The sequence below is a fragment of the Paracoccus sp. J39 genome (assembly GCF_000518925.1).
Taxonomy (GTDB): Bacteria; Pseudomonadota; Alphaproteobacteria; order Rhodobacterales; family Rhodobacteraceae; genus Paracoccus.
The window spans coordinates 74,804-101,394 of sequence record NZ_JAEN01000011.1; the positions used below are offsets into that span (position 1 = coordinate 74,804).

At 65.6% G+C, this 26,591-nt stretch carries 42 protein-coding genes and 1 tRNA gene; 25 read left to right on the plus strand and 18 right to left on the minus strand.

Translation table 11 applies throughout. From position 1 onward, the window contains the following. Positions 1 to 32: 32 nt before the first annotated feature. The 5 genes from L632_RS22630 to L632_RS24345 are packed head-to-tail and all read right to left on the minus strand — an operon-like array spanning position 33 to position 2,050. Positions 33 to 671, minus strand: coding sequence for a hypothetical protein (locus L632_RS22630; protein ID WP_028716897.1), 639 nt, complete (start codon positions 669 to 671; stop codon positions 33 to 35). Beyond that, entirely contained in the window at positions 668 to 955 is a 288-nt protein-coding gene (locus tag L632_RS22635; protein ID WP_036698142.1) for a DUF6378 domain-containing protein, read from the minus strand. The genes L632_RS22630 and L632_RS22635 overlap by 4 nt, the downstream gene beginning before the upstream one ends. After that, the gene (locus tag L632_RS0112355; protein ID WP_028716898.1) at positions 952 to 1,134 is read right to left on the minus strand and encodes a hypothetical protein; all 183 of its coding nucleotides are present in this window, start codon (positions 1,132 to 1,134) and stop codon (positions 952 to 954) included. Before L632_RS0112355 ends, L632_RS22635 begins: the two co-directional genes overlap by 4 nt. Next, positions 1,131 to 1,835 carry a hypothetical protein gene (locus tag L632_RS0112360; protein WP_051476442.1) on the minus strand — a complete coding sequence of 235 codons (705 nt, stop codon included), beginning with the start codon at positions 1,833 to 1,835 and terminating at the stop codon, positions 1,131 to 1,133. The genes L632_RS0112355 and L632_RS0112360 overlap by 4 nt, the downstream gene beginning before the upstream one ends. Beyond that, entirely contained in the window at positions 1,832 to 2,050 is a 219-nt protein-coding gene (locus L632_RS24345; protein ID WP_156933650.1) for a hypothetical protein, read from the minus strand. Before L632_RS24345 ends, L632_RS0112360 begins: the two co-directional genes overlap by 4 nt. 170 nt (positions 2,051 to 2,220) lie before the next feature. Here L632_RS24345 and L632_RS0112370 point away from each other — a divergent pair, with 170 nt between their 5' ends. From L632_RS0112370 to L632_RS22640, 4 genes are all read left to right on the plus strand, one after another. Continuing rightward, positions 2,221 to 2,460 (plus strand): hypothetical protein, encoded by a 240-nt coding sequence (locus tag L632_RS0112370; protein WP_156933651.1) that lies wholly within the window; start codon positions 2,221 to 2,223, stop codon positions 2,458 to 2,460. A 279-nt stretch (positions 2,461 to 2,739) separates the two neighbouring features. Next, positions 2,740 to 2,928: a type II toxin-antitoxin system HicA family toxin gene (locus L632_RS0112375; RefSeq protein WP_028716902.1), complete on the plus strand. Its 189-nt coding sequence runs from the start codon at positions 2,740 to 2,742 to the stop codon at positions 2,926 to 2,928. Positions 2,929 to 2,940: 12 nt separating this feature from the next. Then, a complete protein-coding gene (locus L632_RS0112380) occupies positions 2,941 to 3,348 on the plus strand; it encodes a type II toxin-antitoxin system HicB family antitoxin (RefSeq protein ID WP_028716903.1) in 408 nt (135 codons plus the stop codon). After that, a complete protein-coding gene (locus L632_RS22640; protein ID WP_232220974.1) occupies positions 3,335 to 3,649 on the plus strand; it encodes a hypothetical protein in 315 nt (104 codons plus the stop codon). Before L632_RS0112380 ends, L632_RS22640 begins: the two co-directional genes overlap by 14 nt. Here L632_RS22640 and L632_RS22645 read toward each other — a convergent pair. The 3 genes from L632_RS22645 to L632_RS0112400 all read right to left on the minus strand — a co-directional run bounded on the left by L632_RS22645 (position 3,606) and on the right by L632_RS0112400 (position 4,865). Further along, positions 3,606 to 4,121 carry a hypothetical protein gene (locus tag L632_RS22645; protein WP_051476443.1) on the minus strand — a complete coding sequence of 172 codons (516 nt, stop codon included), beginning with the start codon at positions 4,119 to 4,121 and terminating at the stop codon, positions 3,606 to 3,608. The genes L632_RS22640 and L632_RS22645 overlap by 44 nt on opposite strands. A 148-nt stretch (positions 4,122 to 4,269) precedes the next feature. Beyond that, on the minus strand, positions 4,270 to 4,539 hold the full coding sequence (locus L632_RS0112395; protein ID WP_028716904.1) for a hypothetical protein: 270 nt from the start codon (positions 4,537 to 4,539) through the stop codon (positions 4,270 to 4,272). Between the two features lie 80 nt (positions 4,540 to 4,619). Further along, positions 4,620 to 4,865 carry a hypothetical protein gene (locus L632_RS0112400; protein WP_232220975.1) on the minus strand — a complete coding sequence of 82 codons (246 nt, stop codon included), beginning with the start codon at positions 4,863 to 4,865 and terminating at the stop codon, positions 4,620 to 4,622. Positions 4,866 to 4,915: 50 nt separating this feature from the next. Between L632_RS0112400 and L632_RS22650 the strand changes: the two genes are divergently transcribed. From L632_RS22650 to L632_RS23860, 17 genes are all read left to right on the plus strand, one after another. Next, entirely contained in the window at positions 4,916 to 5,557 is a 642-nt protein-coding gene (locus L632_RS22650; RefSeq protein ID WP_051476444.1) for a S24 family peptidase, read from the plus strand. A 40-nt stretch (positions 5,558 to 5,597) separates the two neighbouring features. After that, complete coding sequence (locus L632_RS24350) at positions 5,598 to 6,380, plus strand: hypothetical protein (protein ID WP_156933652.1); 783 nt, start codon at positions 5,598 to 5,600, stop codon at positions 6,378 to 6,380. 366 nt (positions 6,381 to 6,746) lie between these two features. Continuing rightward, on the plus strand, positions 6,747 to 7,193 hold the full coding sequence (locus L632_RS0112410; protein WP_028716906.1) for a hypothetical protein: 447 nt from the start codon (positions 6,747 to 6,749) through the stop codon (positions 7,191 to 7,193). Next, on the plus strand, positions 7,190 to 7,414 hold the full coding sequence (locus L632_RS0112415; RefSeq protein ID WP_028716907.1) for a hypothetical protein: 225 nt from the start codon (positions 7,190 to 7,192) through the stop codon (positions 7,412 to 7,414). Before L632_RS0112410 ends, L632_RS0112415 begins: the two co-directional genes overlap by 4 nt. A gap of 133 nt (positions 7,415 to 7,547) precedes the next feature. After that, on the plus strand, positions 7,548 to 7,754 hold the full coding sequence (locus L632_RS24355) for a hypothetical protein (RefSeq protein WP_156933653.1): 207 nt from the start codon (positions 7,548 to 7,550) through the stop codon (positions 7,752 to 7,754). 74 nt (positions 7,755 to 7,828) lie between these two features. Next, positions 7,829 to 8,182: a DUF2312 domain-containing protein gene (locus L632_RS0112425; RefSeq protein ID WP_371255987.1), complete on the plus strand. Its 354-nt coding sequence runs from the start codon at positions 7,829 to 7,831 to the stop codon at positions 8,180 to 8,182. After that, positions 8,183 to 8,602 carry a hypothetical protein gene (locus L632_RS0112430; protein WP_028716909.1) on the plus strand — a complete coding sequence of 140 codons (420 nt, stop codon included), beginning with the start codon at positions 8,183 to 8,185 and terminating at the stop codon, positions 8,600 to 8,602. Then, positions 8,599 to 8,982 carry a hypothetical protein gene (locus tag L632_RS0112435; protein WP_028716910.1) on the plus strand — a complete coding sequence of 128 codons (384 nt, stop codon included), beginning with the start codon at positions 8,599 to 8,601 and terminating at the stop codon, positions 8,980 to 8,982. Before L632_RS0112430 ends, L632_RS0112435 begins: the two co-directional genes overlap by 4 nt. Continuing rightward, complete coding sequence (locus L632_RS24360; RefSeq protein WP_156933654.1) at positions 8,975 to 9,451, plus strand: hypothetical protein; 477 nt, start codon at positions 8,975 to 8,977, stop codon at positions 9,449 to 9,451. The genes L632_RS0112435 and L632_RS24360 overlap by 8 nt, the downstream gene beginning before the upstream one ends. Further along, positions 9,444 to 9,611 carry a hypothetical protein gene (locus tag L632_RS24365; protein WP_156933655.1) on the plus strand — a complete coding sequence of 56 codons (168 nt, stop codon included), beginning with the start codon at positions 9,444 to 9,446 and terminating at the stop codon, positions 9,609 to 9,611. Before L632_RS24360 ends, L632_RS24365 begins: the two co-directional genes overlap by 8 nt. Positions 9,612 to 9,624: 13 nt before the next feature. Further along, positions 9,625 to 9,795 carry a hypothetical protein gene (locus tag L632_RS24370; protein WP_156933656.1) on the plus strand — a complete coding sequence of 57 codons (171 nt, stop codon included), beginning with the start codon at positions 9,625 to 9,627 and terminating at the stop codon, positions 9,793 to 9,795. After that, positions 9,788 to 10,036, plus strand: a complete 249-nt coding sequence (locus tag L632_RS0112455) for a hypothetical protein (protein ID WP_028712068.1) — start codon at positions 9,788 to 9,790, stop codon at positions 10,034 to 10,036. Before L632_RS24370 ends, L632_RS0112455 begins: the two co-directional genes overlap by 8 nt. Further along, the gene (locus L632_RS0112460) at positions 10,029 to 10,349 is read left to right on the plus strand and encodes a hypothetical protein (RefSeq protein WP_028712069.1); all 321 of its coding nucleotides are present in this window, start codon (positions 10,029 to 10,031) and stop codon (positions 10,347 to 10,349) included. Before L632_RS0112455 ends, L632_RS0112460 begins: the two co-directional genes overlap by 8 nt. After that, complete coding sequence (locus tag L632_RS0112465; protein ID WP_028712070.1) at positions 10,346 to 10,585, plus strand: hypothetical protein; 240 nt, start codon at positions 10,346 to 10,348, stop codon at positions 10,583 to 10,585. Before L632_RS0112460 ends, L632_RS0112465 begins: the two co-directional genes overlap by 4 nt. Beyond that, entirely contained in the window at positions 10,582 to 11,223 is a 642-nt protein-coding gene (locus L632_RS0112470; RefSeq protein ID WP_028712071.1) for an HNH endonuclease signature motif containing protein, read from the plus strand. The genes L632_RS0112465 and L632_RS0112470 overlap by 4 nt, the downstream gene beginning before the upstream one ends. After that, a complete protein-coding gene (locus tag L632_RS0112475) occupies positions 11,223 to 11,498 on the plus strand; it encodes a pyocin activator PrtN family protein (protein ID WP_232215663.1) in 276 nt (91 codons plus the stop codon). Before L632_RS0112470 ends, L632_RS0112475 begins: the two co-directional genes overlap by 1 nt. A gap of 1,042 nt (positions 11,499 to 12,540) precedes the next feature. Continuing rightward, on the plus strand, positions 12,541 to 13,680 hold the full coding sequence (locus tag L632_RS23860; protein WP_232215664.1) for a Hint domain-containing protein: 1,140 nt from the start codon (positions 12,541 to 12,543) through the stop codon (positions 13,678 to 13,680). A 536-nt stretch (positions 13,681 to 14,216) separates the two neighbouring features. On the opposite strand, the gene L632_RS0112485 is transcribed toward L632_RS23860, so the two are convergent. Then, on the minus strand, positions 14,217 to 14,966 hold the full coding sequence (locus L632_RS0112485; protein WP_156933657.1) for a hypothetical protein: 750 nt from the start codon (positions 14,964 to 14,966) through the stop codon (positions 14,217 to 14,219). A 204-nt stretch (positions 14,967 to 15,170) separates the two neighbouring features. Further along, positions 15,171 to 15,247 (minus strand) — tRNA-His (locus L632_RS0112490). Positions 15,248 to 15,360: 113 nt separating this feature from the next. Here L632_RS0112490 and L632_RS0112495 point away from each other — a divergent pair. After that, positions 15,361 to 15,588, plus strand: coding sequence for a DUF6324 family protein (locus L632_RS0112495; RefSeq protein WP_028712075.1), 228 nt, complete (start codon positions 15,361 to 15,363; stop codon positions 15,586 to 15,588). Here L632_RS0112495 and L632_RS0112500 read toward each other — a convergent pair. The 8 genes from L632_RS0112500 to L632_RS0112535 all read right to left on the minus strand — a co-directional run bounded on the left by L632_RS0112500 (position 15,569) and on the right by L632_RS0112535 (position 21,535). After that, positions 15,569 to 16,057 carry an MmcB family DNA repair protein gene (locus L632_RS0112500; protein WP_028712076.1) on the minus strand — a complete coding sequence of 163 codons (489 nt, stop codon included), beginning with the start codon at positions 16,055 to 16,057 and terminating at the stop codon, positions 15,569 to 15,571. The genes L632_RS0112495 and L632_RS0112500 overlap by 20 nt on opposite strands. Positions 16,058 to 16,436: 379 nt before the next feature. Continuing rightward, positions 16,437 to 17,372, minus strand: a complete 936-nt coding sequence (locus L632_RS0112505; RefSeq protein WP_028712077.1) for a YdiY family protein — start codon at positions 17,370 to 17,372, stop codon at positions 16,437 to 16,439. A gap of 415 nt (positions 17,373 to 17,787) precedes the next feature. Next, positions 17,788 to 18,093, minus strand: coding sequence for a hypothetical protein (locus tag L632_RS0112510; RefSeq protein WP_028716913.1), 306 nt, complete (start codon positions 18,091 to 18,093; stop codon positions 17,788 to 17,790). A gap of 109 nt (positions 18,094 to 18,202) precedes the next feature. Beyond that, positions 18,203 to 18,703 (minus strand): transcription antitermination factor NusB, encoded by a 501-nt coding sequence (gene nusB, locus L632_RS0112515; protein WP_028712079.1) that lies wholly within the window; start codon positions 18,701 to 18,703, stop codon positions 18,203 to 18,205. Beyond that, on the minus strand, positions 18,700 to 19,251 hold the full coding sequence (locus L632_RS0112520; RefSeq protein WP_028712080.1) for a 6,7-dimethyl-8-ribityllumazine synthase: 552 nt from the start codon (positions 19,249 to 19,251) through the stop codon (positions 18,700 to 18,702). The genes nusB and L632_RS0112520 overlap by 4 nt, the downstream gene beginning before the upstream one ends. Positions 19,252 to 19,255: 4 nt before the next feature. Continuing rightward, complete coding sequence (gene ribB, locus L632_RS0112525; protein ID WP_028712081.1) at positions 19,256 to 20,374, minus strand: 3,4-dihydroxy-2-butanone-4-phosphate synthase; 1,119 nt, start codon at positions 20,372 to 20,374, stop codon at positions 19,256 to 19,258. Beyond that, complete coding sequence (locus L632_RS0112530; RefSeq protein ID WP_028716914.1) at positions 20,364 to 20,942, minus strand: hypothetical protein; 579 nt, start codon at positions 20,940 to 20,942, stop codon at positions 20,364 to 20,366. The genes ribB and L632_RS0112530 overlap by 11 nt, the downstream gene beginning before the upstream one ends. After that, a complete protein-coding gene (locus L632_RS0112535; RefSeq protein WP_028712083.1) occupies positions 20,942 to 21,535 on the minus strand; it encodes a riboflavin synthase in 594 nt (197 codons plus the stop codon). The genes L632_RS0112530 and L632_RS0112535 overlap by 1 nt, the downstream gene beginning before the upstream one ends. A 230-nt stretch (positions 21,536 to 21,765) precedes the next feature. Here L632_RS0112535 and L632_RS0112540 point away from each other — a divergent pair, with 230 nt between their 5' ends. The 3 genes from L632_RS0112540 to L632_RS0112550 all read left to right on the plus strand — a co-directional run bounded on the left by L632_RS0112540 (position 21,766) and on the right by L632_RS0112550 (position 26,440). Continuing rightward, the gene (locus L632_RS0112540; RefSeq protein ID WP_371255989.1) at positions 21,766 to 23,166 is read left to right on the plus strand and encodes a capsule biosynthesis protein; all 1,401 of its coding nucleotides are present in this window, start codon (positions 21,766 to 21,768) and stop codon (positions 23,164 to 23,166) included. 99 nt (positions 23,167 to 23,265) lie between these two features. Next, the gene (locus tag L632_RS0112545) at positions 23,266 to 24,444 is read left to right on the plus strand and encodes a polysaccharide biosynthesis/export family protein (RefSeq protein ID WP_198021828.1); all 1,179 of its coding nucleotides are present in this window, start codon (positions 23,266 to 23,268) and stop codon (positions 24,442 to 24,444) included. A 4-nt stretch (positions 24,445 to 24,448) separates the two neighbouring features. After that, on the plus strand, positions 24,449 to 26,440 hold the full coding sequence (locus tag L632_RS0112550; RefSeq protein ID WP_028712086.1) for a capsular polysaccharide biosynthesis protein: 1,992 nt from the start codon (positions 24,449 to 24,451) through the stop codon (positions 26,438 to 26,440). Positions 26,441 to 26,591: the final 151 nt, after the last annotated feature.

The window sequence follows — 26,591 nt, forward strand, 5'->3', positions numbered from 1 at the left end:
CCGAGACTGTCTGAAACTGTCCTTCGGACAATTCAGGACAGTCTGGAGACGGTCCCGCCGGGCCCCTTGCCAGCCAACATGAAGGAGTGATCGGCCCAGGCGCTGATCGCGCGCTCAAGCCATGATGCCGACCGATATTCGCAGCCTTCCTTCTGCAGCCACTCATCGATCCAGCGGACAGCCGCGTCATTGGCGGCCAGATCCTTGTGATAGCCCGAGACCGTGATGCGCAGCCGCTGGAGGCGCTTCGCCGCGTTGGCGGCCTCGTTCTTGGCCCGGTTGTCCTCGCGCCGGGCGATGGCGTCCTGCAGCGACCGCAGCACCATCGGATGCGCAAGCCTGATCTCGCTGCCGCACATCACCGGATACCACTTGTGCAGCGGACCATATTCCAGCCGGCAGAGCTGCTGGAAATGGGAATGATCGACCATCAGCAGCCGGGCCAGCAGTTCCAGATCATTCGGCAGGGTGCCGACCGGCGCCTGGTCATATGCGATGTTGATCAGGTCGAAGAACAGGGCCCGGCATTCGGGCGTGCCGCGCAGCCGCATATCGCTGTTCAGCCAGCGCCGGCGCTCCCAAGCCATGAAATAATGGCTGTCGAGGCGATCCTCGACCGTGAGAGGGTATTGCTCCATCTCGCCGGTGGGCACGGCATGCAAGGGCCTCATGCCGCACCGCCTTCCGCGGCGATCTCGCCGCCGCAGGCCGCATAGCCGGCGAGATCCACCCAGTTGTCGGGATGGGCCGGGTTGGTGGCGGCACGGACCAGCTTGAGCCCGGCCATGTAGAGCGCCACATCGAGCGCGGAGCGCGGCCGGTCGCCGCGCGCGGCATCGAGGGCGCTCCAGACCTGCGCGATGGCGGCAAAACCATCCTCGGCCTTGCCATGGGTGGCAGCGCGGTCGCGGGTCACATACTCGCCCGCGGTGGACAGGATTTCGGTGCGGATCACGATTTGTCCCTCTCGATCCGTTGATATTTCGGCCGGGCCGCGACGTTGGCGGCGAGCCGCTTGAGATCGTCGTGAGCCTCGGCCGGTGTCAGTGCCAGCAGGTCCGCGAGGAAATCGCGAATGCCCTCGCGGGCGCCGGCGCGAAATGCGTTCTCGTGGCGGATGCGGTTGCGGGTCACAGCAGCACCCCCTCGACCATCTCGGCAGGCTCGGTCGGATAATCGGAGTCGCGCTCCAGCCGCTTCCGGCAGGGCGCCAGCCAGTGAAATTGCGTGACGCCGTCTTGAACCTCCTTGCGCCAGACGATCCAGCAATAGGCCGTGGCCGTGCTGCCTTTGGCCGAAAGCCGGCCCTTGTGCATCACCACACGTTCGGTGAACTGCAGGATGTCGCTGGGCGGGAAGGCGCTGAACAGATCGCGGTATCGTCCGACGCCCTCAAGAAAGGCCGACCGCACTATGACCGCCACACCGCGACGCGAGGTGGCAAGCGCGCGCTGGATGAATTGCTCGGCCAGGCGGAACGGCGGGTTGGTGATCGTCCAGTCCTTTGCGTCGGGCAGTGGCCCAAACAGGTAGTCGCGGACCGGGAACCCGGCGCCATAGTCATGAACATCGGCCGCATCGACCGCGCCGAAAAATTCGCGCAGCACCCGCACCATATGGCCGCGATTGGCAGCTGGTTCGCGTGCCACCAGACCCCAAAGAGCGGCGGCATCCCAGTCGTTTCCTGCACCCCGCTCCAGCCACTCGCATAGCGCCCGCGTCGCCCAGGGCGGCGTCGGGAAATCGTCGAGACTGTCGTGAGGCTCGGTGCGCTGCTGCATGACGGCGCTGCTGCTGTTCTGGCCGGAAAGCGGCTTGGCGGAAGGCGCGGTCATTGCCGCACCCCCACATGCTTTGCGCGGTGCAGCGAAGAGAATGACGCATGGAGGCGATCGACTATTGGTCGAGGATCAAAATCACCCTCGTTCAGCCCATAGGCGCAGGCATCGGCCAGCAATGCGATCGCATCTTCCGACCTGCCTTCATGCGCCAAGGCCTCCTCCCAGAGGGTAACCATGGAATCGAAGAGATGGCGTTTATCCTGCGTCATGCCACCATCTCCCCATGCCTTATCCACAGCATATCCCGATGGACGCTCTGCCGGATTGTGTCAGAAACTAGGGATTGCAGGACGACTCGCGCCAACGAGTCGCCCTGCGAGTGAAGCCGCTGCACTCGCACAGACAGCGGCACCACAGCAGCCACGTGGAAGGAAAAACCATGGCTACTTACTACCACCCGGTGACGGGTGTCTTGCTGAACCAGATCACGGTCCAGCGCTCCAACTTGGGCTGGCTGGAACGGGAGACCGCTCGTCTGTTGCGCCGAGACGGCCTCTCCCAGCAGCAGATCGCCGCCGAGCTCGGCACGAACCAGGGCCGCGTCAACGAAGCACTCGCCGACGACGATGATGACGGCGAAGGAAGCTCGGGGGCCAGCGGCCAAGCTTCGCTGTTCTGAAACCTGACCGGGCGGACAGGAAGGGAAACCTTTCGGCCGATCATCCCCACGCTTAACCTTGCCGCAATCTCGCGGCCAGACGACGACTTCAGACAGCCGGTGGTATTGCTGCGAATACTTTCGTCCAGCCAACCCGGCACTCCCCCCTGAAGTGCAGAGGTCAACGAAGACCTCCAGCGCCAGCGCGGCGGCCCCTGAAAATTGTGTATCATAAAACACAATCGCCTTGCATTGTCCGGCGCTGTTGTGTATCACTATACACAAGAAAGAGGGGCGGATATGGAACGCAACAGCCGGAAGCTGATCAAGATGCTGGAAGCGGACGGCTGGGTCCGGGTCGCGGTCAAGGGCGATCACTGGCAGTTCAAGCACCCGGAGAAGCCCGGCCGCGTGACCGTTCCGCACCCGAACAAGGACATCAAACCCGGCACCGTCATGTCGATCTATCGACAGGCCGGATGGCGCTGAAAGGAGACCAGCATGCGTTACGTCGCTTTCCTGCATACTGACGAAGCCGGCGGCTTCGGCATCAGCTTCCCCGATTTTCCCGGCGCCATCTCGGACGGCGATACGGTCGAGCAGGCCATCCAGCGCGGCGAGCAGGCGCTGGCTTTCCACGTCCAGGGCATGCGCGAGGACGGCCTCGACGTCCCTGCCCCCCGCAGCGTTGACGATATCCTGGCCGATCCCGCCCTTGCCGAATGGCGCGAAGGGGCGCAGATCGCCCATGTCGCCCTGATCCTGGACCGCGGATCGCCCAAGCGGGTGAACATTTCCCTGGACCCGGGCCTTCTGGACGCCATCGACGCCGAGGCGGCGCGGCGCGGCATGACGCGCAGCGCGTTCCTGTCCTCGGCGGCACGGGCGGAGATCCATGCGGCGCACTGACAACGGCGCCGCTTCCGGCCAGGACAATCCGCCCGCCAGAGATGCTCTCATCGGCAAGGACGGCGAGGTCCGGGAACTGGACGACACGTTTTTCGCCACAGCGAAGCGTGGCCGCCCGGCCATGCCTGCCGCCGAGCGGAAAGTGCGCATGAACCTGATGATCGAGCCCGAGATTGCCGCCCAGCTCGACAAGCTCGACAACAAGAGCGCATTCGTGAACGAGGTGCTGCGCAAGGCACTGGGGCAAACGGCAGCGATCATTCCGCACCTCCGACACCGGCCCGCGCGTCCGCCTGCATGATCTTGACCAGCAGATACTGCGAATAGCGCGGCGTCATGCCCTGGGACAAATGTCGACGCAGATGCGCTTCCGAAACGCCCATGGCCAGCGCCGCGGCGCGGATCGACGGAAAATCGCGGCCGTGGATCCGCACCGGTTTGGAATTGTGCCGGGTCCAGCACCGAGGCGCCTTCGCGCCCAGACCCGCGCGGTCTGCGTCACCGCGCTGGCGCAGTTGGTGGCCGATCGAAGTCGGAGCGATGCCCAGAGCGGCCGCAGCCATCGAGATCGACGGATAGACCTTGCCGCGCACCCGGACCGGAACGCAGGACGGGTGATGCGAGCGATGCTGAACCTTGCCCTCGCGCAGACGGCGACGCCAATCGGCCTGGCGCTCAATCTCGGCGGCGCGGCAGGCGTCGCAGCGGCATCTGTAATACTGATAGCCGCGAGACGTGCCATGCGGGATGCTGTCGGAGGGCGAGGAGGTCATTGCTTCCGCGCCCCCTTGATCTTGTGGAAAAACTTTTCCGACTGCGACTTGAGCCGGGCAGCCGCGGCGGAGGATGCCCCCGCCAGCCGCACGGCCCGCCGGTGACGGGCCGCATAATACCGCTGGGCGATGCGCCACCAGATCCGCATCACTGCACCTCCGGATCGATGACCTGAAACACGGACTCGGCGCCGACCAGCGCGATCACCTTCAGCACATAGCGGAAATGCGGGGCGTTCTCGCGGCGCAGCCAGTTGCGCACCGTGCGCGGCGTCACCGGGCGACTGTCCGAGGTCAGCACATCCGCCGCCAGCTCGGCCAGTTCGTTCTCGCTCCGGGCATCCGGGAACGCCCGCCACAGCAGCCCGGCGAACCAGGCGCGCTCGGCCTCCTCGCCGCCGCATTTTCGGAAAGACATTTCAGATGATCCTGTGCTGTTGTGTCCCCGTGCAGAAGGACGATCACCAGAACGGAAAGAGGGCGCGGGATGATGAACAGTCATGCCGCGTCCTCGGAGGTGGGAGAGGCGGGATGCTTCGCCATGTGATCACGAATCTTGTCCACGATCCGCATAGTCGGGCTGGACGTACCATCCTTCCATTTCTGCCACTGCCCCCACGGGGCGGCGATCACCTCCCGCAGCAGCTTCTGCGGCGAGATGCAGTGCAGGGCCGTGTAGGCCTCAATTTCACGGATGAACTGTTCCATGTGCGCGAAGGTAGGAATAAATTCCCCTTCGTGCAAGGGAATTCATTCCTATCGCTGGGATTGTGTCTGCGGGGCATCTTCCTTGCATGAGCGAGCACCCCTTCATCATCGGTTTGCGGAAGCTTTTTGAGGACAATCCTCGACTGAAGCCAGCCACCATCAGCGCGCGGATCGGGGACAAGTCCACGATCCGAAAGATGCTCGACGGGACGGTCAGGACCCCAACCCTTGCCAACGCAGTGAAGATCGCCGAGGAGCTTGGAACCACTGTTGAAGCAATCATCAGCCAGACAGCTCAAGCGCCATCGATAACGATTGCTGGCCGCGTCGGCGCAGGAGCATCCGTTCCGCTATTCGACCACACCGACAACGGCGGCTTGTTCCAGGTTGCCGAGCCCCCGCAGTTGCTGCGCATGCGCTCTGCACGGCCGATCGGCGCCGTTGAGGTCGAGGGCGACTCGATGGCACCCATGTATCAGCCGGGCGACATCCTGTTCTTTTCGCGCGCGACGCACGAGGGCATCCCTGACGACGATATCGGCCGTCCCTGCATCGTCGAGGATGCCGAGGGCAATGCCTGGGTCAAGCAGGTGAAGCGCGGCGACGAACCCGGCCTGTTCCATCTGATCAGTCTCAACCCGACCGCGGAGACCAAGCACAACCAGCGTATCAAATGGGCGGCGCGGGTCAGGCTGGCGCTGCCGGCCGAGATGGTTGAGCGGAGATGATTTTAGACACTATTTTTCTGATCGTTTCCGGGGTTAAGCTATGACTGCCTGCTATGAGATCGTTTCGGCAATCAAGAAAGTTGCGGCGAATGATGCAAAGTTGCCGCTGGCCCAGGCTCTCGCATCGGTCTTCCCGGAACTGGACACCAGCGATGCAAAGCTTCGATTTCTGCGGAAATTTGATGACGCTATCGAAGAGATTTCTTTTATCCCATCTCTACCCGATCAAGCAGTCCGGGACCTAATGTCTCAAGTACGGGAAATCCAAGGAAAAATTTTGCACGCCATCACAAAGGACACCGTTGCAGAATTCACCCGACACGCTCATCCCAATAAGAGCATAGGCACCCTCAATCTGATCGGTCATACTGTCGTAACCGCTCGTATTCCCGTATCACTCAACTTTGATCGACAAGAGTTCACCTCTACGCTAGACCACTGGCTTGGCATGGTCGAGCAAAGCGATCTGCCACCCATACAGAAAGCGGTTATTACGCTAAAGATGCGCGCCCTTTTGCGATTCCTGACCGAGTGCCGAGGGGCAACCGAAGACCAAATACGGCTGAAGCTTAAGTCGCTGGCTTCCGACATAGAGAGAGAGATTTCCGAAATAGATGCTCGCCATAAACCTTTCCTGGAAAAGCTGAAGGAAGCCATTACCGTTCCCATAAAGCACGGCAGATTCGCATTAGCGCTTGCGTCTGAGGTCATGACGGCTGGATCGCTCTTGGGAGGGGGAATAGCCTATCTCCTTCCAGAAACCCCGCAACTGGCTCTTCCACCACCAATCGAAAATGGGGACGCCACCCAGGATAAAAATTAACGCCTTAACAACATTGCGGCCCAAAGCAGTGCCCATGCGACGCCTTGTCCTGCGCCAATCAAGTAGGACTGGAACGGGCTGACCTCACCGCTGCGCACCAGCAACACAGCGCCACCTGAGGCCAACATGCCAACGATCATCGACCTGATCAACTCCGCCTCCTCGCCCGCCCCACGGCGGGCTTTTTCATGCGCCGCAGCCTGGCGCCAGCTGGGTGCGCATCGTCGCCCACCCTGCCGGCAGGATAGCAGGGCGAATCAGGCAAGTAAGGAAAAAATGGGAATTCATTCCTACTTTCTGTTGACGTGGGAATTAATTCCCACAATATAACCCCCGTCGGCATCCCGCCGACTGGGAGATCATCCGATGCTTTCGACAGACCAGGACGACGCCCGCTGGGATCGCGAGAACCGTGAAGCGCGCGCCGATTTCGCAAAGGTCGACACCTATCTGTGCCGCGCCCCGGCCTCGGCCGACATCTGTGCCGAGGCGGATGAGATCGCCATGCGGGCCGTGCATCGGCGGCAGGATGGCGTTCCCGTTCATGACTTTGCGCCTGGCGGCGACCCCTTCGTGATCTACGGGGTTCCCGAGGCTGATGGCCGAGGTTCCGAGCGTCGGCCGATCGCCTGGGGCGTGGTGTTCCTCTGGATCTGGGTTCTGGTGCTGGTGTTCGCCGGGATGGGGCTCGGCCTGCTGGTCGGCCGTCTGGACGGTCAGGCGATGCTGGACCTTCTGTCGCCCACGGCCGTGCAGGCGCGCGAGGCGGGCTGGGTCGCTTTATCGGAGGGCTCGGCGAGGCTTTTGCCATGAGCAAGCCTGTGGAGATGATGCCGCGCGCTTTCGCCGGGGGCATGCCGGTGATGATGGCGGATTATCTGCGCGCCATCGAGTTGTGCCAGCGCGTGCTGGCCGAGGTTCCGGCCATCGGCAACACGCCCCTGGCCTGCGAGATCCGCGAGCTGCTGGCCGACGCGCGGCGGCCGCTGAATGAACGAGGGGTTCCGCCCCTCGCCCGAGATGGGTGCCGTTGATCGCTTGTCGCACCCTCACTGGCTGGCCGCTCTGGCTTGAGTTCCTCCCTCCCTCCCGTGTCCGGGGTGGCCAGCACCTTTCCTTTCACACCGCGCCCGGCGGTTCCGGGCTTCGCAGAAAGAGGACTTGTTGATGAACACCGCAACCGTTGCCGCACCTGTCGCGGCGCCCGAGGCCCCCTCCCTGATCGCCGATCAGGGAGCATCTGCGACATACGACGCACCGGGCGTTCCGGTGATCCAGCAGGGCAGCGCGATACATAGCAGCTACGGCTACAGCTACGGCGACGGCTACGGCAACGGCGACGGCTACGGCGACGGCTACGGCGACGGCTGGTAGTCGGGGGCCGCGCATGCCTGCGGCCCGGCGAGGTGCCGGGCCGCTCATCACCCACAGCTTTTCAGGAGAGGCACATGAACATGCCCGTGCGATCCGAGGACGTGAGCGCCGCCATGAAGGGCGCAGACCGCAAGCGTCGCAAGTCTCCGCCCATGAAGGAGACCGAAGAGGACAAGGCGGTAGCGGACAGCGCCTATAGCATCGCGGCTGGGGAACTGCTCCAGTTCGTCGAGCGCATCGAGCATCTGGAAGGCGAAAAGAAGGATATCGCCGACCAGGTCAAGGAGGTGTTCGCCGAGGCAAAGGCTCGCGGTTATGACACCAAGGCCATGCGCAAGGTCATCGCTTTGCGCAAGCGCGACAAGGACGATGTTGCCGAAGAAGAAGCCGTCATCGAGATCTACAAGTCCGCGCTGGGGATGGTGTGAATGAAAACCATCGAACAGCTGACGACCACCAGCACGGCTTGGTATTCCTCGAATGATGAGGAGGTCTGGACCGGCGGACCCTATGCCACCCGCGAAGAGGCTGAAGCAGAGGCCAAAGCCTGTCGGCATCGGCTGATCATGCGGGCCACGAAAGACCCGGTCCGCGTGTCGAAGCATTTTGACCAGGGCGATTTCTTCGATGCGGCCGAGGAAACCCTGTATGACCTCTGCAACGAGGATGGCGATCCGATCCTGGATTTCGATTCGGCGGTCAACCTCGATCTGCAGGCCCGCGTCCGGGCTGCAATCGACGAATGGCAGGTTGCCCATCAGCTTTGCCCGATGCCTTGGCGGTTCAGCGGCAGCGATGAGCCCGAGATTGCAGCCTGGGCGAAGGCCGTGGAAGGCGGTGACGCATGACCAGCATTTACACCTCACCCCCTCGCCTCACCCGCCACGTCAGCAACCACCACGCCGCGCAGGGCGAGGCCGAGTATGTCGAGCGGCATGCGCCGGAGATCGGTCGGGACGCCCTGACGTCAGCCCCCCGCTGGCAGCCGATTGAGACTGCGCCGAGGGATGGCACGTTCATTCTTGCGTACACCAAAGCCACTCTCGAAGAGCGGTGGATGGGAATGGCTAATCGCCCGTTCGCCATCAAGCATATGGGCCGCACGACCGCATCAGGCTTGGACCTTGGCTGGTCCTTGTTTCCAGGCATGGGCGTCGGCGATGACTGGTTTGAAGGCTGGATGCCCCTGCCCGCCGCCCCCGAAGCCGAAGGAGGGGAAGATGCGTAGCGACGTGACCACGGAAGAACTCAAGCGGCTGGCGGCGAGCATCACGCCGGGGCCGTGGAACAGCTCCATTCACGGAACCCAAGTCCTGACCGGGGATAGCTGGAATACTATATGTGAAATCAGGGTTCGCAAGGATTTCTCTGCGGCACAATGGGAGGATGGACGAGGATCATCTGACCCCACCGCCAACGCCCGCGCCATCGCTCTTGTCCCTGCCCTGATCCGCGAAGTCCTCGCCCACCGCAAGGCAGAGGCGGGAATGCGCGCCCTGCTGCGGGCAGGCTGCGAACTGATGGCGGTCGAGGCCGAGGGCCTGCGCAACTCCATCCGCATCGTGGGCAATCCAGACCGCATGTCCGATGCGCCCGAGGACGCTCACGCCGTCGAGGCCCTCCGCGAGATGGAGGACTGGATCGCCAGCGTCAAGGCCACCCTGCGTGCGTTGTCGGAGGACCGGACCGATGACTGATCGCTGGATCAAGCAGCCCGGGCCCGGCCAGATGCGCGGCGAAGGCGAGTGGGTCGAATACCTGGGCACCGACGACGAATGGGAATGGCTGCGCGGCACCGGTTTCCTGCCGACCGCCGAGGGCGAGAAGCCGATGGAATGCGAGGTAGGCGATGGGTGACCGGCTCACACGCATGCTGCGCACGCTTATCGATGGCCTGACCACGGCGCTGGCGATCACCTTGATCTATGTGGTCCTCCATCTGATGCGAGCGGCGTTCGGCTTCTGGCCGACCACCATCGCGGGCGTCACGGCCATCGCGGTCTGCCTGTGGGTCGCGGCTGGGGAGGAAGACCATGGCTGACCGTCACGACGAAGAGACGATCAAGAAGCGCATCGAAGCGCTCGTGGTGACCGCCAGCCTCAACGCCGGGAACCTGGGCGGCGATGCTGCAACCGCAGCCGCTGACCTGATGTGCGCATTCGTCCTGATCACGATGCGCACGGGCGGCAGGCCTGAGGCCGCGATTGAGGCCATGGCGCGGCACGCCATCGCCGCCTGCACCGACTTCTGGGGAAACAAGGGGAGAAAGCTCGATGCCTAAGCACCGCATCGATCCGCAACTGGTGCAATCCACCATTGCCGACCTGCGTCAGCGCCTGGATGCTCTGCCGATGATCGGTGACAACGCCGCAGGTTGGGCGGATCAGCACCGCCAGCACCGCGCAGCCGCCGAGGCCCTCGCCGACCATCTGCGCGCCACCTACGGCGCCCGGATCCACGACAAGGCGTGGACCAACACCATCCGCATGCACGGCATCAGCTCGAGCGGAACGGCGGGCCTGCAACAGGCCTTCCGCAATTGGATAGCCGCCGCCGAGCGCAAGCTGGCCGCCATCGAAGGAGTCACGTCATGAAAAACAAGCTCGGAGATCTGAACAACCACTTGTTCGCTCAGTTGGAACGCTTGGCCGACGAGTCCTTGACACCCGAGCAGATCGAACAGGAGGCGAAGCGCGCGGATGCGATCGTTTCCGTCGCCGATCGCATCGTCGGCAATGCTGATCTGCAGCTGAAGGCGGCGAAGCTGTTTGCCGAACACGGCCAAGGCATCCTGCCGATGCTGCCCAAAATCGGAGCAAGCGAGCCATGAAGGGGCGCGCCATTGTCTACGAACCCGAGGAGCTGGCCTGGATCGAGGCGCACAAGGAACTGCCGCGGGCGGAAGCCTATACCCTGTTCTGCGCCCGCTTCATGCGGCAGGATGTCTCGCTCTCGAATTTCAAAGCCCTCTGCAAGCGCAACGGATGGCTGACCGGGCGCACCGGGCAGTTCGTTCCCGGCCAGGTATCGCATAACAAGGGCAAGCCGATGCCTGACCATGTCAGGGCCAAGGTAATGGCGACGACCTTCAAGCCGGGGAGCAGGCCTCACACCTGGCGCGGACCGGGACATGAATCTATCGACCCCAAGGACGGCTACGTCTGGATCATCGTAGCGGAAACCAACCCTCACACGGGCGCCGACACCCGCCGGGTCATGAAACACCGATACCTCTGGGAACAAGAGAATGGTCCGATCCCGGCCGGCCATGCCCTGAAATGCCTGGACGGCGACAGGACCAATACCGACCCGAGCAACTGGGAGGCCGTGCCGCGCGCGATGCTGCCGCGGCTCAATGGTCGGTTCGGGCGCAACTACGACAGCGCGCCGGCCGAGCTGAAACCGGCGATCATGGCGACCGCCAAGCTGGAGTATCGTGCCCGCGAGGTCAGGAAGGGGAAGGCGTGATGGGCAAGCAGGGAATCAATACCATCTGGCTGCTCATGGCCCAATACGAAGGCCGGGCGATGATCGGCGCCGATGTGGTGTGCCAGGACTTCTTCGCCCCGCTCACCCTGCCCGTCTTCCTGCGGAAGGTCTCGACCGGCGAGATCCCACTGCCGCTTGTTCGGATGGAGAACAGCCAGAAGGGCGCGAAGATGGTGCATCTTTCGGACCTTGCAGCCTACATCGATGCGCGGGCGGAATCGGCCCGGAAGGAAGCCAGAGCGCTCGGCCGATAGGGCGCTCTTGCTAAAAATTTTGCTTAAATTTCCAAACCGCCCTTAGCGATATGATTTTCCGTCGCTTTCTGACTTGTCCCGACAGTCCATCATCGGCGCAACGGACAGCCGCGCGCTATTGTTTTTACGGATGAAATTGTCCGTTTCAGCCATTTTCAACACTGGTCGGGCCGTCTGATCCTGCCTTGTTTTTACTGGTTTGGTCCGGTTCTCGTCTTTGCTTTGCCTGGGATTGGCAAGGTTCGCAGAGACCTGAGCACATCCGACAGGACCATCACCGAGCGCCGCCTCAAGGACAGCACCGTCGTCTATACCGCACAGGTCCGGATAATGCGAGACGGCAGAAGGGCCTCCGCGTCGAAAGCCGACCCGCCGGGTAGGCCTGGTTGGAGGCCGGAAGAAGACGGCCGGCTTCGAGAAGAAGGAGGGCGCGCGGGCTGGCGGCGCCACCCTGGCGGATGCGATCCACCAAACGGATCGGCAAGGTGAAGGCCCAAATGCTGAAGTCGTGCAGACGATGGGCCACAATCACGAGCGGATCTTCCCTACACCACCCCGCGGCGAGCGCGACATTCGCCGGGGGGCCAGCTTCTCGGCATTGAGGACCTGCATTTATACGACCCGCGCCATGGGGGCGTGTCGCGGCTGTCCAAGATGGAAAAACGATGCGGCAGGCCGCAAGCTTCTCGGACCCTCGGAATTGGCCAGGCTCGCAGAGATATATTTGCGGGCGACTGGCGACAAACGGACCGTCGGGGCACGGTTCGACAAAATCGCGCCGCCCGAGGACGTGAAGAAACAAGCGCATGAATAGCTCTCGGTCGAAATGCAAAAGCTCCCCATTCTGCGGGGCTTTCTGCTGTTTATATGCCGGCCGCTTCTTTCGCCCCGCCCGCGCCGCTTTCCGAGCTTTTCCGCAACCTGACTAAAAGGACAAGTTGAGTCCCATGGAGCTTAAAGCAACACCCTCCAAGGCGGGTGAGCAGAACAATTTTTCTCTCATTACGCCAAGCGGATCGGTAACTTGCACGAGGAGAGTGCAGTGCCTGATACAACCGTAAACCTCATGTGGATCGGCAATCGTCAACCATTGCTTGATCCAACGCCCGGCAGCAATATCAGTCAGACCCAAGCCAACCAGATCGTCGGCTGGACGGCCGAAGGCAAGGATGAAATCAAGCCGGTAGAATTGACCGGGGATTACTATACCAGCGGTGGCAATCATTTTAAGACGACCTATCAGGGCACCGCTCAACAGCCGGCCAGCCAGTTTTCCTATACTGATCCCGCTGGCGACCCGCAAAGTGGGGTCACGATAACGACCTTCGTAAGCGCCCGCTTTGCGATCACCGTGCATGATGAAGACGGCAATCCTTCCGTGGTGCAGCAGAACGGCGTTCTCATTCAGATGAGCAACGGTGATCTGTTCTTTCGCCCATCGGCGAGCACCGTGAACGATTGGGACAGCATCACGCGATTCTCAAAGGTCGAGGTCTTGTCGGCCACGCCGATCGACAACACCGTAGCCACCATCGGCTTCAACGCCGACATATTTGAAACGGACATCGTCTGTTTCGTTCGCGGCACCTTGATCGAATGCGCCGATGGCTCGCGGCCGATCGAAAGTCTCAAGGTGGGAGATCTGGTTCAGACGCTGGATAACGGCCATCAGCCCCTCCGCTGGATCGGGTCGGTGAAACTCGGCGCCTCGGCGCTGAAGGCGACGCCGAAGCTGCTGCCCATCCGCATCAAGGCCGGTGCCTTGGGGACGGAAACCCCGTCCTCGGACCTTCTGGTGTCGCCCCAGCACCGGGTTCTTGTCCGGTCGAAAGTGGCCCTGAAGATGTTCGGCGCCACCGAGGTGCTGGTCGCGGCCAAGCAGCTTTTGCAGATCGAGGGCGTCGATGTCGCCGAGGACCTGCACGAGGTCGAATATTTCCATCTGCTTTTCGACCGGCACGAGGTGGTGACATCGAACGGCGCGCCGACCGAATCGCTCTATACCGGGGCGCAGGCGCTTCAGTCGGTGGGCCAGGCGGCGCGGGAGGAGATCTTCACCCTGTTCCCCGAGCTTCGCGAAAAGGAGTTCGTGCCGCAGCCCGCACGACCGTTGCCTTCGGGCCGCAAGGCCCGGAAGCTGACGGTCCGTCACATCGAGCACCATCGCCCGCTGGTCTGCTGATCGGGGCGCAGAGCTGCCGCGCGGCCACGGAGAAATCCGTGGCCCTTTGCTGTCCCGCAGCAGGGCGCTGCAGATCGCTCGATTCAATTGCCGATGCTAACCAAGACGGCAGGTTGCCGCATGGCGCGCTCTCGGCAATATGCCCATCGTGGTCAAACGGCGGTGTGGTTGACCCCTCTGATCGGGCGGGCCCTCGGGGTCCGCCCGCTGCAGTTTCAGCGCCCGGCGCGCTTGATTGCCGCTCCGATCTGTCGGCCGGGATCGAAGGCGGCCCTGCCGTCTTCGGCCGCCCTTGCCAAGGGTTTTTCTTGACTTCCGGATTGTCTCTTGGAAGCCGCTCTCACATCGCTTTCTTACTTGTTCCGCCAGTCCCTCGGCGCCACGGACAGCCGCGCCGCCCGTTCCAGAACCTTGCCGGCAGTTCGGCCGAAGCCATGGGCCGAACCCTTTACCGTTGACCGCCTCCGGTCCTTGCATCGCAAGGCGGTCGCTATGGCAGGCAATGGCAGTGCCGGCCAAGCCCGCAGCGGTCCGGCCTATCCCATGTTGCGGGTCATCACCGGACCGGCCCCGGCGCCCGGCCGCAGGAACAGCAGGGCGCCGTCCGTTGCGCTGCCCCTGGCGGGTTCGAAATGCCGCTCCCATTCGCTGCCCGGATCGTCGAAGGCCAGGACCGCGCCGCGCCGGGCCACCTCTTCCAGGAAGCGCCGCCCCGCGCCGCGGTCCAGGACCTGCCGCACCGCCGGATGGCGCAGCGCGGCGGCAAGGCGCCGGTTGCAGCGCGGCATGCCGTCGGCCAGATGGGTGTCGTGGCGCAGGTCCAGCAGGGCGATGCGCCACAGCAGCGGCAGCAGCGCGACGTCCAGGTTGGCCAGCGGCGGGTTCGGGTCGCCGTCCGGCAGCGCATGTTCGATCCGCGCCAGCCGGTTGCGCAGGTCATGCACCGCGATGTCCAGATCGCGCAGGTTCCGCGCCGCGATCACCGCCGCAAGGGCGCCTTGCGCGCGCAAGGCACCGCCCATGATCTCGCGGTGGCTGGCGCGCAGCTCGGGATTGGCGGGATGCAGGCGCCGGTCGGGATGCAGGTCCTCGATCAGCTCGATCATGGCGAGCCCGTCCTCGATCGCCATCACCACGCCGTTCGCCTGCTCGACCACCAGCCGAGCCCGCGCTCCGACCAGCCAGTTGATCCTTTGCCCCCGCAGGACCAGCGCCAGCGCCGCACGTTGCGCGACCGGGCAGCCCTCGGGACCGATGATCCTGAAACCGGGACATTTCTGCCGCATCGGGAAATCCTCCGAATAGCTCAAGGCCACGGTAGCATGGCCGGCCTAAAAACACGACAAGATAAGACGTGTTTTTTCGGCGGCGGACAGAGAAAATCCTTCTCCCGCACCCGGCCGTGCCGAGCGGGCCCGGTCATGGGCGCGGCAGCGCGGATTTCGCAGCCGGATGGCGACGGGAAATGCCTGACAGATGGGTGATTGCGGTGGTACCGCCTCCCCGGCTCGAACGGGGGACCTCTAGATCCACAATCTAGCGCTCTAACCAACTGAGCTAAGGCGGCACAGGCGGGTATCTAGCCCCAGCCCGCCGCCTGCGCAAGCCCGTCTTGCCGGTTTTTCGCATGCGGGTTAAGGAAAATCCCCAGATCCAAGGGCCAGGCGCCAGGAGAGTCCCATGAGCATCAACAGCCAAAGCGATATCGCCGCCAATCTGCAGATCGGTCCCACCGACCGCGGCATGGTCAGGATCTATGTCGAGGGCGAGAATATCGACCTGCCGCTGGATTTCGACCCCGAGGAAGCCGAGGAAATCGCCGAGGAACTGCTGGCCGCCGCCGAGGCCGCCCGCAGCATCGGCGGCCCCGCCAAGCCGGGCAAGGGCGTCAGGAAGCCGCGCCGCTGATCCCCCTCGGATCGGTCAGCGCCAGAAGCCGCGCCGTCGAGACCCGGGCGATGTCGCGCAGAAGCCGCGCGCGCCTTGCGCCGGCCAGCCGCGATTCGGGGCCCATGCGGATCAGCTCGCCCCCCCAGGGATCGGCGCGGATCAGGCCCGAGCCCTCGGGCAGCAGATCCTCGGGGAAACCGGCGTCCACCGCCCAGAAGAAGCGGTCGCAGAACTCCAGGTATCCCTGCCATTTGCGGTCCGAGACGAAATCGGCCCGGCAGCTCTTGCATTCGACCACCCAGATCTCGCCCCGGGGCGAGACAGAGATCACATCGACCCGCAACCCGCCCGCCGGCACGAATTCCGGCAGCGCCGCATGGCCAAGCCCGGTGAGCAGCCGCGCCACGCCGCGCGCCAACCGCTGGCCCGGCAGGGCGGGCAGCAGATCGTCGGGCAGGTCGGAGGGCAGATCGGCGGCGCGCTTCATGTCCCGAACATGAACGAAACGGAAACATCTTGCAAGCCCATCCCGCCCTTGCGGCAGGCGAGCAGCCGCCCTATCTAGGGGGCTGGCGGGTTTCTGCTCTTCTCGTGCGCGGCCATTTTTCTCACTGGCCTATAACTTCACCGAGGGGGCTGGCTCTGTCGGGGCCCTGGTCCCGTTATCCGGTTCCCACCTGGACATCCAGGCTTTCGGGGAAACCTGCGCCGCCACGGTCGCTGCGGTTCCCGCCGCCTTCTTTTCCCCGCCTGATCCCTGCCCCGCGAGGAAGCGCACTCTTCCCCGCACCGTGCCCGCTGCTGCCGGCGACAAAAAAGGGCGGCCCGAAGGCCGCCCGTGAGAGAGAGGAGGGTTGGCTTCCGGATCAGAAGCCGTAGACCAGCGACACGCCCAGCGTGTTGTCGGTGCGGATCGCGCGATCCGAGACATATTCGGTCTTGTAGGACACGCGGGTCGCGAAGGCTTCGGACATCTTGAAGTTCAGGCCCAGTTCGTTGGTGGCCGTGTCGTTGCTGTCCGAGGTCAGGTAGTCCGTATCGTTGGTGATGAAGAAATTGTCGTTGATACGGTGGTAGAACCGCGAGGACAGCAGGTAGCCGGTCTCGGTGTTCGTGTCGTATTCATAGGTGCCGGTAAGCGGGTCGGTCGGATCCACCGACAGGACGTCCACGGCCTTGGTGTAGCGCACGCCGATGGCGGCCTGCACGCGCCAGGCGGTGGTGTCGTTGTTGATGATGCGATAGCCCGGACCGACGCCGAAATAGGCGTCCCGCTTCAGCCGGCCGTCCAGATCGCTGAAGTCCTGATCGGTGGCCAGGCTGACCGGATCGTTGGCCAGCGCATCGGTCGCCAGGCGGCCGAGGGCGAAGGCATAGAAACGGTCGTTGAAGCTGTACATGCCTTCATAGATGACATAGGTCTTCTCGGTATCCGTGTCGCCGGCGTTGTTCTCGCCGTATTCAAGCAGGATACCCACCGACTGCGAGAACGGGCCCTGGTTGTGCGACAGGCGGCCGGCCAGGCTGAAGTCCTGGTTTTCGCTGTTGCCGGTGCGGCCGACATAGCTCAGCGCCACCGAACCGTAGAGGCCGTCCCGACGCTCGGGATTGCCGAAGCGATAGGCGTCCGACGAGCGGTCGAAATCGTCGCGGACCGCCTCTTCGACGTCCCTCATCTGTTCATTGACATCCGAAATGCCGGTCGCGTTGGCGCCCGTGGCGATCTCCGGCTGCGCGAAAGCGGGGGCCGAGAAGGCGGCGGCAAGCGCCGTGGCACCGGCGAGGTAAGCAAGCGTCTTCATCTTGGTCAGTCCTTTTCCGAACCGTTTCGTGTCCGTGGCGCCGGCTTTCCCGAAGCCACGAGCATCTCTGCTGGGTCAGAGGTAGAACCCCGCCGCAGGACGATAAAGAGCCCTGCAAAACTGGGGCCGGACTCTCAAAAACGTGAAGTTTCTTCGGAACCGGCGGCTCGGCGGAAAATGGACCACGGCAAAAAGTGATGGAACCATCTCTCCTTCAGGTTGCGTGAAAATTTCTCCTGCCCGGTCAGTTGGTGATAGGACACCACAAGGCTCACGAAAAATGACGGGCGCGAAACACGAGGATGACGAAAACCGCCTGCCTGAAAAAAAGGCAGTTCTGAAGCGCCTCCGGCAAGGTAAAATTGTTGCGAAAGACCCACAGTGGCGCGGTAAAAATGCGGGCGGTGCCGGACCGTCAACGCCGGGGCGCCGCGACCGGGGCCAAGGCGGGCGCCTGCGGGCGGCGAATCTTCTGCCTCAGGCCCCCGCGCGGGCCGTCCCGGCGCGCCATCAGCATGACGCGGATGCCGAACTGCACGCCGGAAAACAGGATGGTGTGGAAGAAGACCAGCATCAGCACCGCGATCCAGCCGCCGCGCGTCGCGGTCACCAGATGCCGCAGCGTGGCCACGTCCAGCGCCAGCAGCAGCGCGGTGAAGATCAGCGCCAGCGCAAGGCCGACGGCGATGCTGACCAGATAGAGCCGGACCAGTTGCGGCATGTCCTTCCCCGGGCTGCGGACGAGTCCCCGCATTCTAGCGCGAATGCCCCGGCTGCCGAAGGGAAAACGCCGGCCGCGTCAGAATGCCCCGTCCCCCGCGCGCGGCGCTTCAGAAAGCCTCGGGCCGGGCCTCGCGGGCCATGTGGTCCAGCACGGCATTGACGAATTTCGACTCGCGCCCTTCGGCGAAGAAGGACTGGGCCAGGCGGACATATTCGGTGATCACCACCTTGGGCGGGGTCCCGGGCGTCACCAGCTCGGCCCCGGCGGCGCGGAAGACCGAACGGAGCACCGGATCGATGCGGTTGATCGGCCATTTCGCCACCAGCGCCCGGTCGGTCATCTGGTCGATGCGCGACTGCCAGGTGACGGCATCATCGACGATTCGGGTGAACAGCGCCTGATCCGCCTCGGCCGAGACCATGTCCTCGTCCTCGTCCTCGCGGCCGATGCGCCAGTTCAGGAATTCGCGCTGCACCCGGTCGGCGGACAGGCCGGCAGCCTCCATCTGGAACAGCGCCTGCACCGCGTAAAGCCGCGCGGCGGCGGCGCGGGCCTGCCGTGCCTGCCGGTCGCCCTCGCGGCGCGTCTTGTCGCCCGCCCCGCTCATGCGCTGCCCGGCCCGTCGATTTCGCCGGCCAGCTTGATCACGTCGCGCGGAGGCGCGGCATCGCCGCGCGGCGACTGCGCCGCCCAGCCCCGCTTGAGCGCGACGAGGTGCAGCGCCGCAGCCGCCGCGCCGCCGCCCTTGTTCTGGCCCAGCGGGTCGGCGCGGACCTCGGCCTGCTCGACGTTCTCGACCGTCAGGATGCCGTTGCCGATGCAATGTCCCTGCAGGCCCAGCAGCGTCAGCCCGCGCGAGCTGTCGTTGCAGACCGTGTCGTAATGCGTCGTCTCGCCCCGGATCACGCAACCCAGCGCCACATAGCCGTCATAAAGATTGCGGCCGGCGGCCAGGGCGATGGCGCTGGGGATTTCCAGCGCGCCGGGCACCTCGACCAGATCGACCGCGGCGCCGGCGGCTTCCGCCACGGCGCGGGCGCCGGCGATCAGGCCGTCGGCGATCTGGCGGTAATAGGGCGCCACCACGATCAGCAGGCGCGCGCCGCCCTCGATCCGGGGCAGCGGCAATTGGTAATGTTCGATGCTGGCGGCCATGGGGTCACTCTTTGGGAATCGAACGGGTGGAATGGATCGAAAGCCCGTAGGCGTCAAGCCCGACCACCTTGACCGGCGCCGAATTGGTCAGCAGCACCAGTTCCGACAGACCCAGCGCCGAGAGGATCTGCGCCCCCAGCCCGTATTGCCGCAGCACATGCGACGAGACCTCGCCCTGGCGCGGCAGGCGCGGCTCGAGGTCGCGGAACAGCACCACCACGCCCCGGCCCTCTTCGGCGATGATGCGCATGGCCGCGTCCAGGGTGCCGGCATTCTCGCGCCCGATGCCCAGCACGTCGTGCAGCGGATCCAGCACGTGCATGCGCACCGTCACCGGGCCGGGCGCGGTCAGGTCGCCCTTGGTCAGCACGATATGCTCGGCGCCCGTGGTCTCGTCGGCGAAGATGCGCATCATCCAGTCGCCGCCATGCAGGGAATGCACCGCGCGCTGGCCGCGTTCGGCGATCAGGTTGTCGTGGCGGCGGCGATAGGCGATCAGGTCGCTGATGGTGCCGATCTTCAGGCCATGCTTCTGCGCGAAGGCGATCAGGTCCGGCAGCCGGGCCATGGTGCCGTCCTCGTTCATGATCTCGCAGATCACCCCCGAGGGGTTCAGCCCGGCCAGCCGCGCCACGTCCACCGCCGCCTCGGTGTGGCCGGCGCGGACCAGCACGCCGCCGTCGCGGGCGCGCAGCGGAAAGACATGGCCCGGCGTCGCGATATCGGCCGGCCCCTTGGTCGGGTCGATGGCCACCGCCACGGTATGGGCGCGGTCATGGGCCGAGATGCCGGTGGTCACGCCCTCGCGCGCCTCGATCGACATGGTGAAGGCGGTCTCGTGCCGGCTGGAGTTCTTGGGGCTCATCAGTTGCAGCCCCAGCACATCGATGCGCGCCGCCGGCATGGCCAGGCAGATCAGGCCGCGGCCATGCGTGGCCATGAAGTTGATCGCATCGGGCGTGGCCATCTGCGCGGGGATGACCAGGTCGCCCTCGTTCTCGCGGTCCTCGTGATCGACCAGGATGAACATGCGGCCGTTGCGGGCCTCGTTGATGATCTCCTCGATGGGAGAGATCGCGTCGGACCAGTCGCGCTCGACCGGTCCCGGCTTTTCATATTGCATCCGCCGCTCCTGCAAAGAACCTCTGGCCGGTGACGAAACCCGCCAGACCGCCCGCCGTCATCATTTCCCGCTCATGGTCGGTCTCGCCGATCATCAGCACCGCGTCGCCGGGCAGGCCCTGCGCCCGCAGCCAGCCTTTCATCCTGTCCCGGACCGCCGACCAGCTGTCGCCGAAGGGCGGCAGGTGCCCGGCCGAGACCGCCCCGATCTGCACCGCGAGCGCATCCGGTGCAAGCCCCGGCGCGCAGCCCAGATGCGGCGCGGCCGCGCTTTGCGCGATGCGCCGGCGCTCGGCGGCGCCGACCGGCTGGCCGTCGCGGAACACCCCCAGCGCGTTCGTCGAATAAAGAAAGGCGACCAGGTCCCGCCCGGTCGCCGCCCGCACCCCGGCATAGGTCTGGTAGTCCAGCCCCAGCTGCCTGGCCCGGCGCACCTGCATCCGTACCACCTCGACCGGCAGCCGGGCACCCAGCAGCTCGCGCCGCGCCACCGCCCAGGCATGGGCGCGAAAGCCGCGCCCCGGTGCGGGGTCGAGGCCGGGGCCGCGATTATGGCCGATGCCCGCCATCAGCCCGCCTCGGCCAGCCGCGCGACATAGCGCGCCAGCGTGTCGATCTCCAGGTTCACCTCGTCGCCGACCCGCACCTCGCCCCAGGTGGTCGCCGCCTGGGTGTGCGGGATGACGTTCACGCCGAAGCGGCTGCCCGCGACCTCGTTCACCGTCAGCGAGGTGCCGTTCAGCGCCACCGAGCCCTTGGGCGCGATGAAGCGCGCCAGCGCCTCGGGCGCGCGGAAGGTGATGCGGGTGCTGTCGCCCTCGTCGCGCATCTCCTCGATCACCGCCACGCCGTCGACATGGCCCGAGACGATATGACCGCCCAGCTCGTCGCCGACGCGCAGCGCGCGTTCGAGGTTCAGCCGCCGGCCCGGCGCCCAGCCGTTCGCGCCGATATTGGTCTTCGAGATGGTCTCGGCCGAGATATCCACGTCGAACCAGTCGGCGCCCTTCTCGACCACGGTCAGGCAGATGCCGTCGCAGGCGATCGAGGCGCCCAGGTCCACCCCCGCCATCTCGTAATGGCACGAGATCCGCGCCCGCATGTCGCCGCGCATCTCGACGCGGGAAACCTCGCCGATATCGGTGATGATGCCGGTAAACATGGACGCCCCCTTCCTTCGTGCTGCCCGAGAACTAGAGCCTTGGGGCGCGATCTTCAAGCAAAGCCGCAACAGGTGTTAACGCCGGTTAAGCGAGAATCGGGAAAGGCCGTGACAGAGGCGGGTTTTTGGTGCAATCAGAGGAGGCATGACCCCGGTGGCCGGGCCCCGCCTGTAGCGAAAAGCCCAAATTCCTGCATGAACCAGATTCCAGGGCTCCGATGCCGAATGCCATGACGACAGGATCACGCCAGCTGCGTGCCACCCCGCCGAAACCCGCGCCGCAGGCCGCCAGACCGCCCGCGCCCGCCGGCCGGCCGCTTGCCGCCGTGGCCGCGACGGCGGCCCTGCCGGCCGAGAAAAGGGTGTTCCTGATGCTGCAGGGCCCGCACGGCCCGTTCTTCGACCGGGTCGGGCGGCTGCTGCGCGACACCGGGGCGCAGGTCTGGCGGGTGGGATTCAACGCCGGGGACGAGTTCTTCTGGTCCGACAAGGCGCGTTTCATCCGCCATGCCGGCGGGCCCGCGGACTGGCCGGCGCATCTGGACCGCATCATCGCCGAGAAGGGCGTGACCGACATCGTGCTTTACGGCGACGTGCGCCCCGTCCATGCCGCGGCGCGCGAGGCGGCGCAGCGCCACGACCTGGTGCTGCATGTCTTCGAAGAGGGCTATCTGCGCCCGTTCTGGATCACCTATGAGCGCGGCGGCTCGAACGGCCATTCGGCGCTGATGCGCATCCCCCTGCGCGAGATGCGCAACGCGCTGCGCAACCGCGTCGGCGAGATGAATCGCCCGCCGGCACGCTGGGGCGACATGCGCCAGCACAAGTTCTATGGCGCGCTCTACCACTTCATGGTGCTGGTGGCGAACCGGCGCTATCCGGGCTATCGCACCCATCGCCAGATCGGCGTGTTCCAGGAATTCCGGCTGAACCTGCGCCGCTTCCTGCTGACGCCCTTCGACGCGCTGGCGCGGATGCGCGAGGCCGGCGCGGTGCGCCGCGGCGGCTTTCCCTATGTGCTGGTGCTGATGCAGCTGGAACACGATTCGAACTTCGTCGCCCATTCGCCCTATTCCCGCATGGCCGAGTTCACCGACGAGGTGCTGACCGAATTCGCCCGCTCGGCGCCCTGCCACCATCGCATCGTCTTCAAGGCCCACCCGCTCGAGGACGGGCGCGGCGGGATCCGCCAGGCCATCCTGGAAAAGGCCCGGGCGCTGGGGATCGAACAGCGGGTGCATTTCGTGCGCGGCGGCAAGCTGGCGCGGCTGATGAACCAGGCGCGCGCGGCGGTGACGGTGAACTCGACCGCCGCCCAGCAGGCGCTGTGGCGCGGCCTGCCGGTCAAGGCCATGGGCAGCGCGGTCTTCGACAAGCCGGGTCTGGTCTCGGACCAGAGCCTGGCGGAATTCCTGCACGATCCGCGCCCGCCGCATGCGCTGGCCTATCGGCGCTATCGCGACTTCCTGCTGGAAAGCAGCCAGGTGCCGGGCGGTTTCTACGCCTCGCATTCGCGCGCGCATGCGCTGCGGATCGTCGTCGACATGATGCTGGCGCCCGAGGACCCCTATCAGGCGCTTTTCGCCGGACGCGGCAAATATCGGCAACAGATGGGCACGCGAGACGATTGAGCGGGGCAAAAATATGGAAAACCCGGAGACGCTGCGGTAACGTGCCGGAAAAATGCGACCTGCGATCCGGGAATCGCGCGAGAGGACAGGAGTAACAGTTTGACGCACGTTAGTTTTTCGCCCCTTGGCACCGGTGCGGCGCCTTTTCGCGCGCGCTCGCTCGCCGCACGCCTGACCCAGGCGGCGCTTGTCGGGGCGATGCTTCTGGTCTCGGCCTGCGGCCTGCCGCGTTCCGGTCCCACCAAGAACGAGATCATGTCGGGCGCGGTGGAAAAGGGCGGCAGTTCGCATATCGTCCATGTCGACGACCGGGTGAACCGGGCGGCGAATTACACGCCCGCCTACGGTTTCTCGGCCGATTTCCGCTCGGCCTCCGCCGTGGGCGCCGACGAAATCCGTCCCGGCGACGTGCTGGGCCTGTCGATCTGGGAAAACGTCGATGACGGGCTGCTGGCTTCGATGGGCTCCAGCTCGACCCAGCTCACCCAGCTGCAGGTGGACAGCCAGGGCTATATCTTCGTGCCCTATGCCGGCCGGGTTCTGGCGGCGGGCAACAGCCCCGAGGAGCTGCGCCGCATCATCACCCAGAAGCTGGAAACCCAGACCCCCGACCCGCAGGTCATGGTCACCCGCGTCGCGGGCGACGGCGCGACCGTCTCGGTCATGGGCAAGGTGACCGCCCAGGGGGTCTATCCGATCGAACGCCCGACCCGCACGCTTTCGGCCATGCTGTCCAAGGCCGGCGGCGTCTCGATCGAGCCCGAGATCGCCGTGGTGACCGTCAAGCGCGGCAATGCCAGCGGCAAGGTCTGGCTGCGCGACCTCTACTCCAACGCGCGCAACGACATCGCGCTGCGCCCCGGCGACGTCATCCTGGTCGAGGAGGACGAGCGCAGCTTTACCGCGCTTGGCGCGCTTGGGGGCCAGACCAAGGTGCCGCTGGGCAACGAGCAGATCAACGCCATCGAGGCGGTGGCGATGGTCGGCGGCCTCAGCACCTCGCTGGCCGATCCGAAGGGCGTCTTCGTGCTGCGCGACGAGCCGCAGGGCGTGGCGCGCGCCGTGCTGGGCCGCAACGACGTCCACGGCACCCAGCGCGTCGCCTATGTGCTGGACCTGACCAAGCCCGACGGCATGTTCCTGGCGCGCGATTTCGTCATCCGCGACAGCGATACCGTCTATGTGACCGAGGCGCCCTTCGTGCAGTGGCGCAAGACGCTGCAGTCGATCCTGGGCACCGCCGCCGAGGTCGGTACCGCCAACAGCGCCTTCGAGTAAGCACATGCTGCCGAAGGACAGGGCCGCCGGGGATTCCCGGCGGCTTTTCATATGCAATGCCGGGTTCCTGACCCGCCCGCGCCTGCGCCGCATCCTGCAACTGGCCGGCTGGTCGCCGCGCATCGGCCTGCCGGGTCGCGACGATCATGTCGGCATCTGGGGCGACAGCTCGACCGCCTGGCGCGGCAAGGCGCTTGCCGCCCGGCGCGGCGCGCGGCTTGTGCGGGTCGAGGACGCCTTCCTGCGCTCGGTCCTGCCGGGGCGGGCGCGCGGGCCGGTGGCGCGGCGCGGCCCCATCGGCCTGCTGATCGACCCGGTCGGGCTGCATTTCGACCCCGAGGCGCCCTCGCTGATCGAAAGCCTGGTGCATGCGCCGCAAAGCCGGGCGCATCTGGACGCCGCCCGGCAGGGTATCGCCCGGCTGATCGCCGCGGATCTGTCGAAATACAATGCCCATCTGCCGGGGTTGGAACCGCCCGCCCCCGGCTATGTGCTGGTCATCGACCAGACCCGGGGCGACGCCTCGCTGCTGGGCGCCACCCGGGCCGACTTCCTGGACATGCTGGCCGCGGCCCGCGACGAGAATCCCGGCCTGCCGCTGGTGATCCGCAGCCACCCCGAGACGGCGCGTGGCCTGCGTCCGGGCCATTTCACCGCAGAGGACCTGCGCCCGGGCGAGCTCTTCTGCGACAGCGCCCTCTCGCCCTGGGCGCTGCTCGCGGGTGCGGCGCGGGTCTATGCGCTGTCCTCGCAGCTGGGCTACGAGGCGATGCTGGCCGGGCACCGGCCCCGCGTCTTCGGGCGGCCCTTCTATGCCGGCTGGGGGCTCAGCGACGACCAGCATCCCATGCCCCGCCGCCGCCCGGCCAGCATCGAACAGCTCTTCGCGGCCAGCCACCTGCTGGCGCCGGTCTGGTATGATCCCTGCCGCGACCGGCTCACCGATTTCGAGGGCGCGCTGCGCCAGATCGAGGCCGAGGCCCGCGCCTGGTGCCAGGACCATGCCGGGCACCTGGCCTATGGCATCCGGCTGTGGAAACGCCCGTTCATGGCGCGGTTCTTCGGCAGCGGCCGGGGCCTGCGCTTCACCGCGAAACCCGGGCCCAAGGTGACCCTGGCCTGGGCCGGCCGCGCGGAGGAGACCCCCGGCGCGCTGCGGGTCGAAGACGGCTTCCTGCGCTCGCGCGGGCTCGGCGCCGCGCTGGTGCCGCCGCTGTCGCTGGTCGCCGACGACCTGGGGATCTATTACGACCCCGGCCGCGAAAGCCGCTTCGAGCGGCTGATGACCGGGCCCCTGCCCCCCGGCGGGCGTGATCGGGCGCTGCATCTGGCCCGCCGGCTGGTCGAATCCGGCATCACCAAATACAACCTTGGCGGCCGGATGCCCGAGCTGCCGGCAGGGCATCGCATCCTGGTGCCGGGCCAGGTCGAGGACGACGCCTCGATCCGCCTCGGCGCCGGCGAAGTGCGCACCAACCTGGCCCTGCTGCAGCGCGTCCGGGTCGAGAACCCGGATGCGGTGCTGATCTACAAGCCGCATCCCGATGTCGAGGCCGGCCTGCGCCCCGGCCTGATCCCCGAGGCCGAGATGCGCCGGCTGGCAGATGTCGTGGCCCGCAACGCTGCCGCCGATGCGCTGATGGGCCAGGTCGACGAGGTCTGGACCATGACCTCGACCCTGGGGTTCGAGGCGCTGCTGCGCGGCTTGCCCGTAACCACGCTGGGCGCGCCCTTCTATGCCGGCTGGGGGCTGACCCGCGACCTGGGTCCGATTCCGGCGCGGCGGCAGGTGCGGGCCGATCTGGCGGTGCTGATCCATTGCGCCCTGATCGCCTATCCGCGCTATTTCGACCCGGTCAGCGGCCTGCCCTGCCCGCCCGAGATCGCCGTGGAACGGCTGGGCGATCCCGGCTTGGCCGCGGGCGGCCCGGGGCTGCGCTGGCTGGCCAAGGCACAGGGCGCGCTCAGCAGCTACGCCTGGCTCTGGCGGCGCTAGACCACGCCCTGGCAGGCTGCTGAAAAAGTCGTGCGACAGGGACAACGCGGGCGAGGAACCGGGAAATCCGCCTTAAATCGGTCAAAAACGCCTCATTTTTCAGGCCGATCTTCGCTGGATCTAGAACGATTTCCGCCGCGCCGCCCTCTTA